Source organism: [Ruminococcus] torques ATCC 27756, from assembly GCF_000153925.1.
GTDB classification, from domain to species: Bacteria; Bacillota; Clostridia; order Lachnospirales; family Lachnospiraceae; genus Mediterraneibacter; species Mediterraneibacter torques.
In genome coordinates, this window is record NZ_DS264346.1 from 75,407 (window position 1) to 95,479 (window position 20,073).

A 20,073-nucleotide genomic window follows, 5' to 3' on the forward strand; every position below is an offset into this window, starting at 1 on the left:
AACGTGAATAAAATTACAATGAAATTACAGGCCGATCATTTGATCATGGAGGCATTAAAAGAAGATATTTCAAGTGAAGATGTCAGTACAAACGCAGTGATGAAAGAAGCCGTTCCGGGAGAGGTTGACCTGATCTGCAAAGAGGACGGGATTATTGCTGGACTGGACGTATTTTCAAGGGTGTTTGAACTTTTAGATGAAAATACGAAAACAGAGCTTTACTGTAAGGACGGAGATGAGGTAAAATCAGGACAGCTTATGGGAAAGGTGAAGGGCGATATCAGAGTGCTTCTTTCCGGCGAGCGTGTGGCTCTTAATTATCTGCAAAGAATGAGCGGGATCGCAACATATACACATTCTGTGGCAAAACTTCTGGAAGGTACGAAAACGAAACTTTTAGATACGAGGAAAACGACGCCGAATATGCGTGTTTTTGAGAAGTATGCAGTTACGACAGGCGGCGGATATAATCACAGATATAATCTGTCGGACGGAGTTTTGCTGAAGGATAATCACATCGGAGCGGCAGGAGGAGTTGCACAGGCTGTAAAAATGGCGAAGGAATATGCGCCGTTTGTCCGCAAGATTGAGATTGAAGTGGAAACTCTCGACATGGTAAAAGAGGCTGTAGAGGCAGGCGCAGATATTATCATGCTTGATAATATGACGACAGAAGAAATGCAGGAAGCAATCAGAATCATTGACGGAAGAGCTGAAACGGAATGTTCGGGAAATGTAACGAAAGAGAATATTGCACGTCTGACAGGTCTTGGCGTTGATTATATTTCAAGCGGAGCTTTAACACATTCTTCTCCGATACTTGACATTTCGATGAAAAACCTGCATCCTGTTAAGGAGGATGTCAGATGACAGGCTCTGACAGAAGAAAACAGATTGTAGATCAGATCAGAAACAGCACGACGCCTGTTGCGGGGAAAGTTTTGGCGGCGGCATATGACGTAAGCCGTCAGGTGATCGTGCAGGACATAGCGCTTATACGGGCAGCCGGATATGATATCATCTCTACGAACAGGGGATATATTATCAATGAGCCGGCAGCAGTAAGCCGTGTGTTCAAAGTGAAGCATACAGATGCGCAGGTTGAAGAAGAGCTGACAGAGATCATCGATCTGGGCGGGATCGTGCGCAATGTGATGGTCAACCACAGAGTTTACGGGCATATGGAAGCTGAGATCAACATTACATCCCGCAGAAAAGTGACGGAATTTATGGATGATATTCAGAACGGAAAGTCGAGTCCGCTGAAAAATATTACTTCGGATTATCATTACCATAAAGTAGAAGCTGACAGTGAAGAGACATTGGATCTGATTGAGGATATGTTGAGAAATAAGGGATTTCTTGTGGAGGATCGCGGTTAGATCATTGAAAGCGAATACGGGCAGAGGTTGGAAGATGAAAGAAATTTTTGAGTTGCTGAAACAAGTTTTAAACAGAGAATTTATCCGTGCGGTGCTCAGCAATCCGAGGACGAAGGACGGCGTCGTGAAAGCGAAAGTCCGTCCTCTTGAGAAAAACGGCGATTTCATGTTTCAGGTAGAAAAGTTTACGAAGACGCAGGCGTTTCATGAAAACATAAACTGCAAAGATGCAGCGGAAATACTGGCAGGTCATATGGAAAATTTCCGGCAGATGCAGATCGAGACTGTTCAGGCGGAATATACGGTTCTTGTGAGCAAGAAAGGAAAAATTTCGATCAAGCGGAAAAACCGAAAAAGCGCGGCGCCTCCGGCAGAGCTTTCACATGACAGGAAGAAACGCTATATATTAGAAGAAGGAACTTTTGTTCCGTTTTTAAATGATCTCGGAGTTATGACAGAAGAAGGGAAGATCGTTCGGACGAAAACGGATAAGTTTCGTCAGATCAACCGTTTTCTTGAATTTATAGAAGATATCCTTCCACAGCTTGACAAAGGACGTGAATTGACAATTCTCGATTTCGGCTGTGGAAAATCATACCTTACGTTTGCGATGTATTATTATTTGAAAGAACTGAAAGGGTTTGACATTCATGTGATCGGACTCGATCTGAAGGAAGATGTGATTCGCCGGTGTAGCGGACTTGCAAAAAAATATGGGTATGAGAAACTGCATTTTCTCGTAGGAGATATTGCGGATTATGAAGGAGTGAACGAGGTGGATGTCGTCGTGACGCTTCATGCATGTGATACGGCGACAGATTATGCGCTTGCAAAAGCGATCGGTTGGAATGCCAAAGTTATATTATCGGTTCCGTGCTGTCAGCACGAAGTGAACGGACAATTCGCGAAAGCGGATAAGACGCAGTGTTATGACGGATGTCTGGATCCGATCATGGATTACGGACTTTTGAGGGAGAGGTTTGCGGCGCTTGTGACGGACGGATTGAGAGCAAAATATTTAGAAGCTGCGGGATATGATACGCAGGTACTTGAGTTTATCGATATGGAGCACACTCCGAAAAATATTTTGCTTCGGGCGGTCAGAGCGGATGAGAAAAGAGTTACGAAAAAAAGCGCGGGAACAGCGATTGAAAAATGTGAACGTTTTTTGCAGATAGAGCCGACGTTGGGGAGATTGTTGGCAGATAAAGGGGAGAATTACAAAGAATGAAGAAAAAAATAATGAAAGCAGGTATTTTGATCGTTGTTTTTTGTGCCGCGGTCATTATTTCAAGCCTTGTGATCAACAAAGATGTGTCGGATGAGGCCGCCGACATGGGGGCTGCATCTCTGCCTGAGATTTCTTTTTATGTCGGAGAAACAGAAGTGAATCCGCTTTTTGGTTATGTAAACAAGATGGAGATACCTGCTGTACGTGATACGATCACTCCGCTTAAAAGCGACGGTTCATTGACTGTAAAAGTAGAAAAATACGGAAATAAGATCGATAAACTTAAATATGAGGTATATTCGCTTGACGGAACGAAGAAACATGCAGAAGGCAAAGCGGATATAGTGAAAGAAACTTCGCAGGCAGAACTGGACTTGAAAGGGATCTTGTCATCGGAAGAGCCGGAGGCAGTTTTGAAAGTGACGCTTGATACGCCGCTGTCTCAAAACGGAAAGACGGCGGGATATTATACCCGCATTGTACGACCGAAAGAAGTCACGACTGATCAGTGCCTTGCATTTGCAAAAGATTTTCATACAAAAGCGTTGAATAAAGAAGCGACAGAGGAACTTACGGCATATTTAGAGCCGGATGAAAAGAGCGATAATACGACATATCAAACGGTAAATATTCATTCAGATATTACGCATATACAATGGGGAGATATGAAGCCCTCCGTGATCGGAGATGTGGAGTGGGATATAAAAGAAAGTAATACGGTATATACTTCTATACTCGCAAAATATAAAGTTTCCTGTACGGACGAAGAGGGAGCGGAAAGCATCTATAACGTGAAAGAGTTTTTCCGGGTGAGATTTCTCGTAGATACGATCTATTTGCTCGACTATAACCGGAATATGGAACAAGTATTTGACGGAAGAGAAAGTGATTTTGATGAAAACGGAATCATACTTGGCATTATTCCGAAGGATATTTCCTATGAGATCAATAAAGACCAGACTTCCGCCGCGTTTGTGCAGGCCGGTGAATTATGGCTGTATGAGTCGAAAAAAGGAAATCTGACAAAAGTATTTTCCATGCCAGATCAGGAAGGCAGAGATACGCGGGGAGAGAATGATCAGCATGCGGTGCGTGTGATCGGCATTGATAATAAAAATAATATTACGTTTGCCGTTTACGGGTATATGGCGCGCGGCAGCCACGAAGGCGAGGTCGGCGTCGGCATTTATTATTATGATGCGGCTGAAAATAAGATTGAGGAAAAGGCATTTATTACAAGTACGAAATCGTTTGCCATCGCAGAAGATGAGCTTGGTAAGATGGTATATTATAATCAGAGTACTTCCCTTTTGCACGTTCTTGCAGACGGAACTTTATATCGGATCGATCTGAAGAAAGATGAGAAGAAAGTGCTTGCGGAGAATCTTACTGACGAACGGTATGCCGTTTCAGATGACGGTCATCTTATGGTGTATCAGACCGGAGGGAAAACAGATAAGTCCGCGACGCTTCATATAATGAACTTAAAGAGCGGAGAGGATTATACGATCAAAGCGGAAGATGGGGAAAACCTGCGCCCTCTTGGGTTTATCAACGGAGATTTTATATATGGAAAGGTAAATCCTGCCGATACAGGGATCACGGTATCAGGCGAAGAGATCACACCGATGTACGAAGTGCAGATCAGAAACTCTAAGAATAAAGAAGCTGCGCAGTATAATTTCACAGAACAAAGTATTTATACGACGGATGTGCTCATCGACGGGAATCTGCTGACTTTTAACCGCGTTATAAAAGACGGAGAAACATATAATTCCACAAAGCAGGAATATGTTACGAACAATGAGGAACGTAAAGAGTCGAAGATTGTTTTTGAAACATATGTATCGGAAAACACAGGAAAACAGATGCGTTTTACATTTGCGGACGGAGTGAAAAAGAAACAAAAACAGAATGAAAAACCGATATATCAGCCGGGCAAAAAAACGCTGACGATTGAGCTGAAAGGGAAAGAGAAAGAAGAAAAATATTATGTTTACGGCATGGGAGAACTGGCGGCTGTCTATAACAAAGCAGGGTATGCGGTTCAAAAGGCAGAGCAGGTTTCGGGAGTTGTAATTTCTTCCGAGCAAAAATATGTATGGGAGAAAGGAAACCGGGATCTTGTTTATTCAACAGAAGCAGGTAAGTTTCAATGTGAAGAAGGAGAAAGTTCTCTTGATGCGTGTGAGCGTTATATGGAACAGTATCATGCACAGCGGCTTGATCTGACAGGCTGTTCTCTCGATCAGATGTTATATGTGATCAATCGCGGGTGTCCGATGATCGCGATATTGGAATCGGCACATGCGGTGCTTTTGACAGGATATACGATGACGGATATCACATATGTAGATCCGAGTACAGGAGAATCATATACAGTCGGCATGAGCGAAATGGAAAATATGACAGAAGCAGGCGGAAACACATTTATCGGATACATCAGATGATAAAAGGAGAACTTTCCTCAGGAAGTTGATTGGCGCGGCACATACCGGAAAGGTAAATATAAGTGATAAAAAATATCCGTGGGATGCGAAAAACGTATCTCACGGATATTTTTTGTATCGTATGTTAGCAGCGCTTCAGATGTTTGGCCGCAATAAGCGCGGAGTGCGTTTTGCGAATGAGTTTTGCGAATGACGCAAGCTGAACTGCCGCATGCTTTAGAATATTTTATGATATGGAAGGTTTAAATAAAACCCTTTATATTTATTCAGTGCTGTGTACAGTATCATTCCGAGAACTCCGCAGGAGATCACTTCCCCCAGACCTACTGTCAGCATCATAAACGGGATCGGAAGAGGAACTGCATAACCGTATTTTAAAATAAACGGAACGATGAGCGCGTTTGCGATGATCGGAGGAACCGGCGCTAAATATTTGCTTTTATTGCGAAGCTGCCATGTAAATAAAGCTCCGATCAATGTGGCGATGCTTCCGAAAATAATATCCGGCAAGATTGCTCCGCCTAATATGTTGCTGATAAGACATCCTAAAAATACTCCGGGAATTCCCGCAGGTGTGATTGCGGGCAGAATTGTCAGCGCTTCCGAAAAGCGGATCTGCACTTCTCCGAATGCAAAAGATGCGCCGAGCATAGTCAGTACGACGTAGATTGCGGCGATCATCGCCGCCTGTGCCATGAAAAGCACTTTGCTTTGTTGAGTTGTTTTCATTTTTCAATTCTCCTTTAGTTTTGTTTTACGTGTGGAAGGTCACGAACACACGATTCATTTTCCGCGAAACAATGAGCCATGTGGAGGTGCTTGCACATCCATTTGGCGAATGTCGCGAGAGTCAAATACCGCAGGTATTTGGCTTACGCCGGAAATCGGCGAAACCCTTGTAAGACCTTATTTTTCGGGTTTTTGTAACGTGGGTTAGTATAGCACGGAGAGCGTTGGAATTCAAGCCGTCCCCAGCATTCTGTTAGTTAATTTTCCAATCATCAGCATCTAATGTAAAAGAGGTATCAAAAGTGCATACCATTGGTAGAATTAATAAAAGCATATATAGTTGTATAACCGAAGATATCGTAACGGATGAAGTTATTATTACAGATAATCAGCTTCAGCATATTTTGGATAGACACCCAGAAGTATATAAAGAAGTTACAGATTATTTGAATGATATCATATCTGCCCCGGATTTTATTATTAAAGATAACAATACAATACATTGTTGGCAACAAATTGTACCGCCCCCAAAAAAACTTAGACCTAAAAGGACGTTATTATGAAGTCCTTGCCCATCAACTTTCCGAGGCGAATCTTTTCGTTAGTGCCATCAATCCTAAACTTTGGAATGTTCATTCTGGCATTGCTGACATTCGTATTTACGTTTATCAGATAGAGCTTTAAGGCATAGAAAACCACCCTCTAAACTTTGACCGGTTTCAGGGTGGTGATTCTATTACAATCTTGTCGAGGTCACCCCCCCCCTTGTGGGCGGTTGTTCCTTTTATGTCTTTAATATAGTATATCCATCAGAGCGATACAAGGGCTATTCAGATTTTACTATAGAAAGTCGGTACGTTTTGTGGTGATCTTCAGAAGGGAGATTCTTAAAGACCTCTTCGTCTATAATCAGATTTGTCCAATCATTCGTCAATATTTCCCCATCAAATAGAGTTACTCTTATGAAATCTGGTAATTTATAAATATCGTCAGTAGTATACTGTCGTTTTGGAGTGGGAATAGTAACACATCCTTTCATGGTGATAGTGTTGCCGGATCATTCTTTAGGAATCGGTCGTGCAAAGTTATTGAAATGTAAAAAAAGAAATGATACGCTGTGTACATTGAAGGTATTTATATGATGACAAACAAGTGCGGGGAAACATTTTTATAATGTTTTCTGTCTGAGTAAAGTGAAAGGAATGGATGGATTTATGGAAATTGTGGCGGCGATTGATTCGTTTAAAGGGAGTATGACTTCGGTACAGGCGGGAAAAGCCGCCGCAAAGGGAATTCATAAAGTTGATCCTGAAGCAAAAGTGCATGTCAGACCGCTGGCAGACGGAGGCGAGGGGACAGTGGAAGCGTTGGTGTCCGGTATGAACGGAACGATACGGAAAGTTTCTGTAACCGGACCGATCGGAAAAACGGTTGTGTGCGAGTATGGTGTGATCGAGAATACAGGTGGAAAAACAGAAGAGAAAACAGCGGTCATTGAGATTGCGAAAGCGGCAGGGCTGACTCTTCTTTCAGAGGAAGAACGAAATCCGTTGTATACGACAACTTACGGTGTGGGAGAAGTGATAAAAGACGCTGTGCGAAACGGATGCAGGAAATTTATTGTCGGGATCGGAGGAAGCGCGACAAACGACGGGGGAGCAGGAATGCTTCAGGCTTTGGGTTTTGGCCTGCTGAAGGAAAACGGGGAACAGATTCCGATTGGGGCAAGGGGTCTGGAAGAACTGGCGGAGATTACAGATGATAACGTGATCCCTGAACTTGCGGAATGTAAATTCAAGATTGCCTGTGACGTAACGAACGTATTGTGCGGAGAGACAGGAGCAAGCGCTGTGTACGGTCCGCAGAAAGGCGCGGATGAAGAGATGACCGAAAGGTTAGATCGTCTTCTCTTTTCTTATGCGTCTTTGGTGAAGAAAAAGATTCCGAAAGCAGATTCTATGTATCCGGGTACGGGGGCGGCAGGCGGTTTGGGATTTGCATTTCTTACATTTATGGATGCACAGTTGGAATCCGGTATCCAGATTGTAATAAAAGAAACAGGCTTGGAGCAGGAAATTGCAAAGGCTGATCTTGTGATTACCGGGGAAGGGCGTATGGACGGACAGACCGCTATGGGAAAAGCGCCGATCGGGATTGCAAAGATTGCGAAGAAATATGGAAAACCGGTCATTGCATTTGCCGGGGCTGCTGCGCGTGACGCCGGAGCATGCAATGAGCAGGGGATCGATGCATTCTTTCCGATATTAAGAGAGGCGGTTTCTCTTGAAGCGGCAATGAAGCGGGAAAATGCGGAGGCAAATATGGAAGCGGCAGTTGAGCAGGCATACCGTTTGTGGAGATTATGACCGGCTGTGCATAAAAGAAAATTTCGTAAAATGCTCGGGTCTTTTGCGGTGTTTGTGATATAGCAGCCTGTCAGGAGGGCAGATTTACAAAAATAGAAAAATTATGTTAAAATGATAAAAATAAAGGGACAGGGACAATGTTTTATGTAGTTTGAAAACTGTCAAATCTAAATATGTGGAGAAAAAGTATGAAGTGGATGATCGCGTCAGATATACATGGTTCGGCTGTGTATTGTGGACAGATGCTTGAGGCGTATCGAAGAGAAAAAGCGGACAGACTCCTTCTTTTAGGAGATCTTTTATATCATGGGCCCCGCAATGATCTGCCGAAAGGCTACGCCCCGAAAGAAGTGATACGGATGTTGAATGAAGTCAAGGAGGAACTGCTCTGTGTGAGGGGAAACTGTGAAGCCGATGTAGACCAGATGGTTTTAGAGTTTCCGGTCATGGCAGATTATTGTGTACTGCAGCTTGAGGATACAGGCGTGGTTTTTGCATCCCACGGACATGTGCACAATCCTCAGTGTATGCCTCCGCTGAAGAACGGAGACATTTTGCTGAACGGGCATACGCATGTGCCTGCCTGTGAGAAAATAGCGGATGAGAACGGAAATGAGTATATGTATCTGAACCCGGGATCGGTTTCGATTCCGAAAGAAGGTTCTTCCCACAGCTATATGGTTTATGAAAAGGGAACATTTACGTGGAAAAATATGAGTGGGGAGGTATACAGAGAATGGAAGAAAGATTCGCGCTTTTAATTGATGCGGATAATGTGTCCGCAAAATATATTAAACCGATCTTAGATGAACTGTCGAAATATGGAAATGTAACATATAAAAGGATCTACGGAGACTGGACCCGTCCGAACAGCGCGGGGTGGAAGGAAGAACTTTTGCAGAACTCTATCACTCCGATCCAGCAGTTTAGTTATACTTACGGAAAAAATGCAACTGACTCGGCAATGATCATTGACGCTATGGATATGCTGTATGCGAGCGAACTCGAGGGGTTCTGTCTTGTTTCAAGCGACAGCGATTTTACAAGGCTTGCAAGCAGGCTGCGGGAGAGCGGGAAGCGTGTGATCGGAATGGGAGAGGCGAAAACGCCCCTGCCGTTTCGTAAGGCATGCGAGATCTTTACGGAACTGGAACTTCTTTTGGAAGATAATATGATGGGCGTTTCCGAGAGGGAGGAAAAAACCGTTTTCCATACTGTAAGTGGAAAAGAATCGAAAAAAATGATTTCGGCTACGAAAGAACAAGTGGAAGAAGCGGTCGTTAAGATTATTACGGAGAATAAAAACAATGACAGAGAGACGGGACTTGGCGAAGTCGGGAGCAGGCTTGTCAAGCTATATCCTGATTTTGATGTCCGCCGCTATGGTTATAGTCTTTTGTCCAAATTTTTGGAAACGCTTCCTCGTTTAATGCTCATTCAGGAGGGAACAAAAGTATCTGTAGCGCTCAATGAAGATAAGAGCAGAAAAGAAATGGTAGAAGAATATATTTTGTATCAGATCGAAGCAAGCGGGGAATCAGGAATCCCATTGAGCGCTTTGGGCAATCGGATCAGACTGAAATTCGCGGATTTTAAAGTGAGAGATTATGGTTATTCACAATTTAAGCAATACATTCAAAGCTTTCCGGAAGTGGAACTTCAAGGAGAAGGAGAAAGGACGAAAGCGGTGTATGCGCCGGTCTTGTAACATGACAGGCTTTCGTTTATAATAGCCGTGTAACAAAAGAGTTGATAAAAGCCGATATGCCCCTGCAATATGGGCGGCGTAAAGTTGGGAGTGGAAACAGATGATAAAAGTAAAAGAATACAGAGGTCATATAAGAAACTGGGAAGAACTTTGCGAAAGACTGGATATTCCTCTTGATCTGACAAGGGAAGAGCGTGAGGAACAGATCCTTGTGAAGGCATATGAAACATGGGGAAATGAGATGGCAGATCACATGCACGGGATGTTTGCCTTTGCCCTGTGGGATGAAGCGGAAGAGAAACTGTTTTGCTTAAGAGATCAGTTTGGAACAAAACCGTTTTATTATTACGAAACGGCGGACGGAAAACTGCTTTACGGAACAACGATCCGAAAGATTATGGAACAGCCGGGATTTGTAAAAGAATTAAACGAAGAGATGCTTCAGCTTTATTTAAGCCTTACTTATGTGGCGGGCGAAAATACATTTTTCCGCGGTCTGAAAAAGCTGCTTCCGGGCCGGTATCTTGTATGGCAGAACGGAAAGCTTACGATAGAGCGTTATTGGATGCCTCAGTTTCATCCGGACAATAGCCGTACACTGGAGCAGTGGGCAGATGAGATCCATACGACGATAGGCGAGATCATGCCGGAAGTAAAAACAAAAGAAGAGTATGCGGAGTCATTTTTATCAGGCGGCGTCGATTCGTCTTACGTTTTGGCAATGTCGGATGTAGAGACGACAGATTCGTGCGGATATGACGAGGAACGCTTTGACGAATCGGGTCTGGCGAAACAGACGGCTGATATTTTGGGAAGAAAAAATCTTCGATGCCGGATCACTCCGGAGGAATATTTCGCTGTTGTCCCGTATGTGATGTACAATATGGAACAGCCGCTTGGAGACGCGTCGGCGATCGCGTTTGCCATTGCGTGCAGAGAAACCGCAAAGCATACGAAAATCTGTTATTCAGGTGAAGGCGCAGATGAATTTTTCGGCGGATATAATATGTATCGCAACGCAGAAAGATACGGGGAGAATTTAAAGACATTTTATGTCGGAAATACAAATATCATGAAAGAGGATGAGAAGAAGCGGATTTTGAAAAAATACGATCCGGACGTACTTCCGATCGAACTTGCGCGGGGGATTTACGAGGAAACGGAAGGTCTTGATCCTCTGACTAAAATGTCTGATGTAGATATTCAGATCTGGCTTGAAGGCGATATTTATCTCAATGTAGATAAGATGAGTCTGGCAGCGGGACTTGAGATAAGAATGCCGCTGACGGACAGAAGAATTTTTGACATTGCATCAAGAATGCCGTCGGAGTACAAGGTAAATGAAGAACAGAATAAAGTCGCTCTTCGTACAGCGGCTGCAAAAGTGCTTCCGGAAGAAATTGCATTTCGCAAGAAACTCGGATTTATTGTGCCGATTCGTATCTGGATGGCGGATGATCGGTATAATGCGGACGTGAGAAGACTTTTTGCGAGCGATATCGCGGAAAAATTCTTTCATGTTGAAGAGATACGGGCTATTTTTGACGAGTATGTAGGAGGCAATTCGGATAACTGGAGAAAAGTGTGGACAATCTATACTTTCCTCGTATGGTATGAAGAGTATTTTGTGAAAAGATAATGGGGAGAAAGAAAAGAGTTTTATTTTAAGTATAAATATTTGCGCGCGATAATGATGCGTGTATGATGATGTGAATTTAATAAGGGGATGCGTATATATGACGACAAAGAAAAGCGTCAAGAAAATGTATTGCAGAATGTTTCAATCAGTTATGAAAGCCGGAATTTCCACTATCCCGTGGCGGACGCCGAAATTGATGAAGGGAGCGGGAGCGGTCCGCCACCTTCCTGCGGCGATCAAACGGAGAGGGTTAAAAAAGGCGCTTATCGTTACAGGTCCTACTCTGATCGGGCGAGGGCTTCTTGACGGAGTGCTTGAAGAGATGGAAGAACAGGGACTTTTGTATGTCATCTACAATAAGGTAGAACAAAATCCTACCGATGAAAATGTGGAAGATGCGGTGAAAGTGTTTCTGGAAAATGGGTGTGACTGTATGCTTGCGCTGGGCGGAGGAGCGCCTCTTGACTGTGCGAAAGCGGTTGGAGCGCGTATCGCAAGACCGAACAGACAGATAAGGCAGCTGCAGGGGTTGTTTCGGGTTGTCAAGCAGATTCCGATGTTGTTTGCGGTTCCTACAACGGCAGGATCCGGCTCGGAAACGACGATATCGGCAGTTATCACGGATACAGCGACGCACCATAAGGCGGCGATCAATGATCTGCGGCTTATGCCAAAGTATGCGGTGCTCGATCCCGAACTGACGCTGGGACTGCCGCCGGACGTTACCGCTATGACGGGGATGGATGCTTTGTGTCATGCGGTGGAAGCGTATACAAATGATAAATATAACAGTGATACAGAGCGGGAATTGTGCAGGAAAGCTGTCAGACTGATCTATGAAAATCTGCTGAAAGTATATGAAAACGGAAGCGATATCGAGGCGAGACAGAAGATGCAGCAGGCGGCGTTTTATGCAGGACGGGCATTTACAAGAGGAGGAGTCGGATATGTTCATGCGATCGGCCATGCGGTCGGCGGATTGTATGGAACGCCTCATGGACTGGCAATGGCGATTTTTCTTCCTTATGTGATGCGGGCATATGGAGACGCGGCATGTAAGAAACTGGCGGAATTAAGTGATGTGTGCAGACTTACGACACCGCAGGAGTCTGACAGTGTGAAGGCGGATGCGTTTATCGGATGGATCGAAGAACTGAAAGTGAAGATGCAGATTCCGCAATATCCGGAGATGATCCGAAAAACGGATGTGAAGCAGATCGCAAAATGGGCGGAAAAAGAGGCAAATCCGCTTTATCCGACGCCGGAAGTGTGGAACAGACGGGAGTTTGAAAGATTTCTCTTAAACGTGTGTGTACAAGGCTCAAGCGAGAAAGACCGGCAGTGTTGTCAGGATAAATAAGAGAGAAAGGATTCTGAAAAGATGATAATCGATACACATGCTCATTATGATGATGAGCAGTTTGATGAGGACCGGGAGGAAATCCTGGGGAAGATGCAGGATGCGGGAATCGGCATGATAATGGATGCAGGTTCTACAATCCTGTCATGGGATAAGATCGTAAAACTGACAGAAGAGTATCCGTTTGTGTACGGGGCGATCGGCGTTCATCCCGACGAAGTCGGAAATCTTGATGAAACTCAGTTTGCAAGGATGGAACGTCTTCTTGATAAAGAAAAGATCAAGGCGGTCGGAGAAATCGGTCTGGATTATTATTGGGATAAGGAAAATCATGATCTTCAAAAAGAATGGTTTATCAGACAGCTCGATCTTGCGCGAAAAAAGAGAAACCGGTCATTATCCACAGCAGGGAGGCTGCCGCAGATACGATGGAGATTATGAAAGAATATGCGTCGGGACTGCGCGGCGTGATACACTGTTATTCATACTCGGCGGAGATGGCAAAAGAGTATGTGAAAATGGGGTATTATATCGGAATTGGCGGAGTGGTAACTTTTAAGAATGCAAAGAAACTAAAACAGGTCGTTCAGGAGATTCCTTTGGAGTCGATCGTACTGGAAACGGACTGTCCGTACCTTGCGCCTGTTCCATATAGAGGAAAGCGAAACAGTTCGCTTTACCTTCCGTATGTGGCGGAAGAGATCGCGGCACTAAAAGGCGCAGCAGCAGAAGACGTCGTGTTACAGACGGAGGAAAACGCACGGAAGTTATACGGACTTTAGAGAAAAACGGATTTTAGAGAAAAAGAAAAGGTGCGGGGGAAAGCCAAAGAATGATAAGCCGCACGGAACTTCTGAAAAAACAGATTTGGGAAGGAAACGTATGAAAGAACCAACGCTTGGCAATCCGCAGAATACGATTGCGGTGCTTCAAAAATATAATTTTATTTTTCAAAAGAAATTCGGACAGAATTTTTTGATCGATACACATGTTTTAGATAAGATCATCCGTGCGGCGGAGATCGGGAAAGACGATCTCGTACTTGAGATCGGTCCGGGAATAGGAACGATGACCCAGTATTTGTCATGTGCGGCAGGAAAAGTAATCGCAGTAGAGATCGACAGAGCTTTGATCCCGATTTTGGAAGATACGCTTGACGGCTATGACAATGTGCGTGTGATCAACGAAGACGTGCTCAAAGTTGATATCAGAAAGTTGGTAGAAGAAGAGAATGAGGGCAGACCGATCAAAGTTGTTGCAAATCTGCCTTATTATATTACTACGCCGATCATTATGGGGTTGTTTGAAAATCATGTTCCGATAAAAAGTATTACGGTCATGGTACAGAAAGAAGTGGCGGATCGGATGCAGGTCGGGCCGGGAACAAAAGACTACGGCGCATTGTCTCTTGCGGTGCAGTATTATGCCAAACCGTATATTGTGGCAAATGTTCCGCCCAACTGTTTTATGCCCAGACCGAAAGTAGGGTCGGCGGTGATACGTTTAGAAAGGCACGAACATCCGCCTGTCGAAGTGCGGGATGAAAAGCTGATGTTTCGGGTAATCCGCGCATCTTTTAATCAGCGGAGAAAAACATTGGCGAACGGCTTGAAAAACTCCCCTGAGATTGATTTTTCAAAAGAGGAGATTGAAGGGGCGATAGAAAAACTTGGAAAAGGGGCGAGCGTGAGAGGCGAAGCTTTGACACTTGCGGAGTTTGCACAGCTTGCGAATTATTTTTGTGATCTGAGAGAAAAATGATTACGTGCTGAATAAAACAGTTCAGCTTGCGCCATTCGGAAAACCGCACTGCGTGCTTATCGTGGCTGCCGCCACAGTTTTCCTCATAACCGGGCGCTCATCTCATCCAGATGCCCGCTCATAAAAACATGCAAGCATGTTTTATACTTCGCGGACATCTGGATGGCTTAAAAAAACAGTTCAGCTTGCGCCATTCGGAAAACCGCACTGCGTGCTTATCGTGGCTGCCGCCACAGTTTTCCTCATAACCGGGCGCTCACCTCATCCAGATGCCCGCTCATAAAAACATGCAAGCATGTTTTATGCTTCGCGGACATCTGGATGGCTGAACTGTCTATTCATAAATATTTAATAGACAGTTTATTGTATAATTTCTTTATTTTTAGTATAATAAACAAATATACCAAAATAAAAAGGAGGAAGTTGTATGGCAAAAAATATAGACAGCATATTTTTTGATATTACTCCGAAGATTGAAGAACTTGCTCTTAAGTGCGAGCAGAATAATGCGATCGAGAAGGAATTATACACGAAGTATGAAGTGAAAAGAGGTCTCCGCGACCTGAATGGAAAGGGCGTGCTTGCCGGACTTACGAACATTTCCGATGTGTGCGCATCAAAAATCGTAGACGGAAAGTCTGTACCGTGTGAGGGGAATCTGTATTACAGAGGTTATAATATCAAAGATCTTGTCAGAGGATTCCTCGAGGCGGATCACCCGGGATTTGAGGAGACGGCGTACTTGCTTCTGTTCGGCGAACTTCCGAATAAAGCACAGTTGGAAGAGTTTCAGAATATGATCGCAGAGCGCCGTATGCTTCCTCCGAACTTCGTGCGTGACGTCATCATGAAAGCGCCGAGCCGCGATATGATGAACAGCATTACGAGAAGTATCCTGCAGCTTTATTCTTATGACGAGAAAGCGGATGATACGAGTATTCCGAACGTTCTCCGTCAGTGTCTGAACCTCATCAGTCAGTTTCCGATGCTGATGGTATACGGATATCATGCGTATAATTACCGCAGAGGAGAGGATCTCTATATCTATGCGCCGAAAGCGGAACTGTCCACAGCGGAAAATATTTTGATGATGCTCCGCGAGGATCGTAAATATACAAAACTTGAGGCAGAGATCCTGGATATGGCTCTTGTGCTTCACATGGATCACGGCGGCGGAAACAACTCGACTTTTACGACTCACGTTGTCACGTCATCGGGAACGGATACATATTCTACGATCGCGGCTGCGATGGCATCTTTGAAAGGACCGAAGCACGGCGGCGCGAACATCAAAGTGACTCAGATGTTCGAGGATATGAAGTCTGTTTTGACAGACTGGGAAGACGAAGATCAGATCCGGGCATATCTGGAGGCGCTTCTTGATAAAAAAGCGTTCGACAGGAAAGGATTGATCTACGGTATGGGACATGCCGTTTATTCGATCTCCGATCCGCGAGCGGATATATTCAAAGGGTTTGTGAAAAAGCTTGCGAAGGAAAAAGGCCATGAGGCAGAATACGGTCTTTATGAAAAAGTAGAGCACCTTGCGCCTGAGATCATCGGAGAAAAGAGAAAGATGTATAAGGGCGTTAATGCAAACGTCGATTTTTACAGCGGACTTGTCTACAGTATGCTCGATCTTCCGCCGGCATTGTACACACCGATTTTTGCGGCGGCGCGTATTGTAGGATGGAGCGCGCACAGGTTGGAAGAGCTTAAAAATGTGGATAAGATCATACGTCCTGCGTATAAGCCGCTCGCACCATACCGCGATTATATAAAATTAGATGACAGGTAAGGAAGCATCAGTGACATGAGAGACGAGTTTTATTTCCCATCAAAAGACGGTAATACAGAGATTCATACGATAGAATGGAAACCGGAGGGCGAGGTAAAAGCGGTATTGCAGATCTGCCACGGAATGGTGGAGTATATCAAGCGATATGATGAATTTGCCGAATTTTTATGCGGCAAGGGTTTCTATGTCGTAGGGAATGATCACCTTGGACACGGGAAGTCGGTACAGGCGAAATCAGAATATGGTTTTTTCAGTGAAAAATACGGAAATGCATGCGTTATAGGCGATATTCATACACTTCGGCAGAGGACGATGAAGAAATATCCGAACGTTCCGTATTTTATGCTCGGACACAGTATGGGGTCTTCGCTTTTGCGTCAGTATATTCAGATGTACGGCAAGGGATTGAGCGGGGCGATCATTATGGGCGCGGTTGCCGATCATAAAAAGGCGACGCTTGTGTTCGGGAAGCGCTTATGCAGGCTGATGGCGGCTGTGCGCGGCTGGCATTACAGAAGTCATTTTGTGGATCATTTAGTTGTGGGAAATTTTAATCGAAAATTCAAACCGGCGAGGACAAGAGCCGACTGGGTCACAAGTGACAGAGAACATTTGGACGCTTATGTATCCGACCCGCTCTGCTCATTTGTTTTCACGGTAAATGCATATTACAGCATGTTTTCGGGAATGATCAGCATGCAGAGAAAAGAGGGCGTCTATATGATTCCGAAGAATCTGCCGATTTTGTTTGCGGCAGGTTCGGAAGATCCGGTGGGAAACTTCGGAAAAGGCGTTCGTAAAATATATGAAAAATACAGGGCGGCAGGGATAAGAGACGTATCTTTGCAGCTCTATACCGGCGACCGTCACGAGATTTTAAACGAATCAGACCGGGAACAGGTATATGACGATTTATTTGAGTGGCTTGCAGGACATATGGAAAATAAAGTGTTATAATAGAATTGTTATTGCCGCGAAAGCGTCGGTGAAATTTGATTGAAGGAGTTATCTGATATGGAATTGACAACGATTCGGGAATTATTTAAAGACAGAGAATCATATCTTGGCAAAAAAGTAACGATAGGAGGCTGGGTTCGTAGTCTCAGAGATTCAAAGACATTTGGTTTCATTGTAGTAAATGACGGTTCTTATTTTGAGCCGCTTCAGATTGTATATCATGATGAGATGGAGAACTTTGCGGAAGTTTCTAAACTGAACGTCGGAGCTGCGATTATTGTGAAAGGAACGCTTGTCGCTACTCCGCAGGCAAAACAGCCGTTTGAGATTCAGGCGGATGAAGTGCAGATCGAGGGAGCGTCGGCTTCGGATTATCCGCTGCAGAAGAAACGTCATACGTTTGAGTATTTGAGAACGATTTCTCATCTGCGTCCGAGAACGAATACATTTCAGGCTGTATTCCGTGTGCGTTCTCTGGCAGCGTATGCGATTCATAAGTTCTTTCAGGAGAGAGGGTTTGTGTATGTACATACGCCGCTGATCACAGGAAGCGACTGTGAAGGCGCGGGCGAGATGTTTCGTGTTACGACTCTTGATATGGATCAGATCCCGAAGAATGAGGATGGTACAGTAGATTATACAAAAGATTTCTTCGGAAAAGAGACGAGCCTTACGGTAAGCGGTCAGTTGAACGGAGAGACATATGCGCAGGCGTTTAGAAGTATTTATACATTCGGCCCGACATTCCGCGCGGAGAATTCAAACACAACCCGTCATGCGGCAGAGTTTTGGATGATCGAACCGGAGATTGCGTTTGCAGATCTTGAAGACGACATGGATCTGGCAGAGTCTATGCTGAAATATGTCATCAATTATGTTCTTGAAAACGCGCCGGAAGAGATGAATTTCTTTAATTCTTTCGTTGATAAAGGACTTCTGGAGAGACTGAATAATGTTGCGAATTCTGATTTCGCCCGTGTTACTTACACAGAGGCGATCGAGATACTGGAGAAGAACAACGATAAGTTTGAGTATAAGGTTTCCTGGGGATGTGATCTTCAGACAGAGCATGAACGTTATTTGACAGAGCAGGTGTATAAGCGTCCTGTATTTGTTACAGATTACCCGAAAGAAATCAAAGCGTTTTACATGAAACAAAATGATGACGGCAAGACGGTTGCGGCAGTTGATTGTCTTGTTCCGGGTATCGGGGAAATCATCGGAGGAAGTCAGAGAGAAGACGACTATGAGAAACTCCTGGCCCGCATGAACGAACTTGGTCTTGATGAAAAAGATTATGGCTTTTATCTTGATCTTAGAAAATACGGTTCTACGCGTCATGCAGGTTTCGGATTAGGATTTGAAAGATGCGTGATGTATTTGACGGGAATGTCGAATATCCGTGATGTGATTCCGTTCCCGAGAACAGTAAATAACTGTGAACTGTAATTGCGTTTTGCGGTGTAAGACGTAAAAAAATACATCGAAATAAATATAGAATAAAATTATAAAGTATATCATGAGGGCGCGACAGTTGTGTGGCGTCCTTTTATTGCAATAGCGGCGAGCGAAAGTCCGGGCCTGCCCGGGTTCGTGGCAGCCGGCAGAAAACAGCATTGTTGAAAGGGGAGCGGGCGTGAAATTTATTCATATAGCAGACGTACATCTCGGAGCGCAGCCGGAGGCGGCTGTATATAGTCAAAGCAGAGGAAGAGAATTGTGGGAGTCATTTGAGAAAATACTTGGGGTATGTGAAGATGAGAGAACCGACCTTCTTCTTATTGCCGGAGATCTTTTCCACAGGCAGCCTCTTGTAAGAGAGCTAAAAGAGGTCAATTATCTTTTTTCAGAACTGACAGCTACTAAAGTTGTGCTCATAGCGGGCAATCATGATCATCTGCAGAAGGATTCTAATTATCGTTCATTTGAGTGGAATGATAATGTATATCCTTTGTTCGGGAAGAAATTGGAATATGTCGATTTTCCGGAATTGGAAACAGCGGTGTATGGACTCAGTTACTATGAACGGGAAATTTGTCAGCCGCTTTATGACGATGTGGCTGCAGCAGGCATTGAAAAGAATGAAATTCTGTTGGCTCACGGAGGTGATGACAGGCATATTCCGTTTGATAAAAAGAAGCTGAGTCGTTCCGGATTTTCATATATCGCCCTGGGACATATTCATAAACCGCAGGCTTTGCAAAAAGATAAGATGATTTATGCGGGAGCGCTTGAACCGATCGACCAAAACGACGTCGGGCAGCATGGATATGTAAAAGGGGAGCTCAAAGACGGAAAAGCGGCGATTCAGTGGATACCGTTTGCGGGGAGAGAGTATATCCACAGTTCTGTCGAAGTAGAAAGAAGCGATACGGAAGGAAGTATAAGAAAAAGGGTAAAGCAACTTATAAATGAGTATGGAAATGAAAATATTTACAAAATTACTCTTGCGGGAAAAAGAGATCCCGATATTGCCTTTGAAGTGAATCATTTGGCGGAGGAAGGATGCGTGTTGGAGATTTTGGACGAGACAATTCCGGCATATGATTTTGAAAAGCTTTATGCAGAGAACAAGGAGACTCTTCTTGGCAGATATATCGAGAAATTTGCAGGTTGTGAAGAGGGAAGTGTTGAGTATTGTGCGCTTTGTGAAGGCGTGGAAGCGCTTTTGACGGGAAACAGGGGATAGAGA

The 20,073-nt window shown here is 44.3% G+C and carries 17 protein-coding genes and 1 pseudogene; 17 read left to right on the top strand and 1 reads right to left on the bottom strand.

Annotation, left to right across the window (positions count from 1 at the left end; translation table 11 throughout):
• The first annotated feature begins 3 nt into the window (after positions 1-3).
• From nadC to RUMTOR_RS13000, 5 genes are read left to right on the top strand one after another with little or no spacing between them, the layout of a single operon-like run.
• The gene (gene nadC / locus RUMTOR_RS13985; RefSeq protein ID WP_022003078.1) at positions 4-870 is read left to right on the top strand and encodes a carboxylating nicotinate-nucleotide diphosphorylase; all 867 of its coding nucleotides are present in this window, start codon (positions 4-6) and stop codon (positions 868-870) included.
• Positions 867-1,382, top strand: coding sequence for a transcription repressor NadR (locus tag RUMTOR_RS04890; RefSeq protein WP_004846016.1), 516 nt, complete (start codon positions 867-869; stop codon positions 1,380-1,382). The genes nadC and RUMTOR_RS04890 overlap by 4 nt, the downstream gene beginning before the upstream one ends.
• A gap of 34 nt (positions 1,383-1,416) precedes the next feature.
• Complete coding sequence (locus RUMTOR_RS04895; RefSeq protein ID WP_004846017.1) at positions 1,417-2,613, top strand: class I SAM-dependent methyltransferase; 1,197 nt, start codon at positions 1,417-1,419, stop codon at positions 2,611-2,613.
• Entirely contained in the window at positions 2,610-5,063 is a 2,454-nt protein-coding gene (locus tag RUMTOR_RS04900; protein WP_004846018.1) for a cysteine peptidase family C39 domain-containing protein, read from the top strand. Before RUMTOR_RS04895 ends, RUMTOR_RS04900 begins: the two co-directional genes overlap by 4 nt.
• A gap of 25 nt (positions 5,064-5,088) precedes the next feature.
• Positions 5,089-5,256 (top strand): hypothetical protein, encoded by a 168-nt coding sequence (locus tag RUMTOR_RS13000; protein WP_155236655.1) that lies wholly within the window; start codon positions 5,089-5,091, stop codon positions 5,254-5,256.
• A gap of 23 nt (positions 5,257-5,279) precedes the next feature.
• Here RUMTOR_RS13000 and RUMTOR_RS04905 read toward each other — a convergent pair whose 3' ends face one another.
• Positions 5,280-5,792, bottom strand: coding sequence for a QueT transporter family protein (locus RUMTOR_RS04905; protein WP_004846021.1), 513 nt, complete (start codon positions 5,790-5,792; stop codon positions 5,280-5,282).
• 302 nt (positions 5,793-6,094) lie between these two features.
• On the opposite strand from RUMTOR_RS04905, the gene RUMTOR_RS04910 reads away from it, so the two are divergent.
• The 12 genes and pseudogenes from RUMTOR_RS04910 (at position 6,095) to RUMTOR_RS04970 (ending at position 20,070) form a co-directional block, all read left to right on the top strand.
• Entirely contained in the window at positions 6,095-6,355 is a 261-nt protein-coding gene (locus tag RUMTOR_RS04910) for a PBECR2 nuclease fold domain-containing protein (protein WP_009242511.1), read from the top strand.
• 651 nt (positions 6,356-7,006) lie between these two features.
• Positions 7,007-8,158, top strand: coding sequence for a glycerate kinase family protein (locus RUMTOR_RS04920; RefSeq protein WP_009242510.1), 1,152 nt, complete (start codon positions 7,007-7,009; stop codon positions 8,156-8,158).
• Between the two features lie 188 nt (positions 8,159-8,346).
• The gene (gene yfcE, locus RUMTOR_RS04925) at positions 8,347-8,919 is read left to right on the top strand and encodes a phosphodiesterase (protein WP_009242509.1); all 573 of its coding nucleotides are present in this window, start codon (positions 8,347-8,349) and stop codon (positions 8,917-8,919) included.
• Positions 8,895-9,866 carry an NYN domain-containing protein gene (locus RUMTOR_RS04930; RefSeq protein ID WP_004846028.1) on the top strand — a complete coding sequence of 324 codons (972 nt, stop codon included), beginning with the start codon at positions 8,895-8,897 and terminating at the stop codon, positions 9,864-9,866. Before yfcE ends, RUMTOR_RS04930 begins: the two co-directional genes overlap by 25 nt.
• A gap of 100 nt (positions 9,867-9,966) precedes the next feature.
• Positions 9,967-11,505, top strand: coding sequence for an asparagine synthase (glutamine-hydrolyzing) (gene asnB, locus RUMTOR_RS04935; protein ID WP_004846029.1), 1,539 nt, complete (start codon positions 9,967-9,969; stop codon positions 11,503-11,505).
• Between the two features lie 97 nt (positions 11,506-11,602).
• Positions 11,603-12,865 (top strand): iron-containing alcohol dehydrogenase, encoded by a 1,263-nt coding sequence (locus RUMTOR_RS04940; protein ID WP_004846030.1) that lies wholly within the window; start codon positions 11,603-11,605, stop codon positions 12,863-12,865.
• A gap of 21 nt (positions 12,866-12,886) precedes the next feature.
• Positions 12,887-13,647: pseudogene (locus RUMTOR_RS04945) on the top strand (TatD family hydrolase).
• Positions 13,648-13,747: 100 nt separating this feature from the next.
• Positions 13,748-14,626, top strand: a complete 879-nt coding sequence (rsmA, locus tag RUMTOR_RS04950; protein WP_004846033.1) for a 16S rRNA (adenine(1518)-N(6)/adenine(1519)-N(6))-dimethyltransferase RsmA — start codon at positions 13,748-13,750, stop codon at positions 14,624-14,626.
• A 427-nt stretch (positions 14,627-15,053) separates the two neighbouring features.
• Complete coding sequence (locus RUMTOR_RS04955; RefSeq protein WP_004846034.1) at positions 15,054-16,424, top strand: citrate/2-methylcitrate synthase; 1,371 nt, start codon at positions 15,054-15,056, stop codon at positions 16,422-16,424.
• Between the two features lie 15 nt (positions 16,425-16,439).
• Positions 16,440-17,381: an alpha/beta fold hydrolase gene (locus RUMTOR_RS04960; protein ID WP_004846035.1), complete on the top strand. Its 942-nt coding sequence runs from the start codon at positions 16,440-16,442 to the stop codon at positions 17,379-17,381.
• Positions 17,382-17,438: 57 nt separating this feature from the next.
• Entirely contained in the window at positions 17,439-18,830 is a 1,392-nt protein-coding gene (asnS, locus tag RUMTOR_RS04965) for an asparagine--tRNA ligase (protein WP_004846036.1), read from the top strand.
• Positions 18,831-19,017: 187 nt separating this feature from the next.
• Positions 19,018-20,070: a metallophosphoesterase family protein gene (locus RUMTOR_RS04970; protein WP_022003085.1), complete on the top strand. Its 1,053-nt coding sequence runs from the start codon at positions 19,018-19,020 to the stop codon at positions 20,068-20,070.
• Positions 20,071-20,073: the final 3 nt, after the last annotated feature.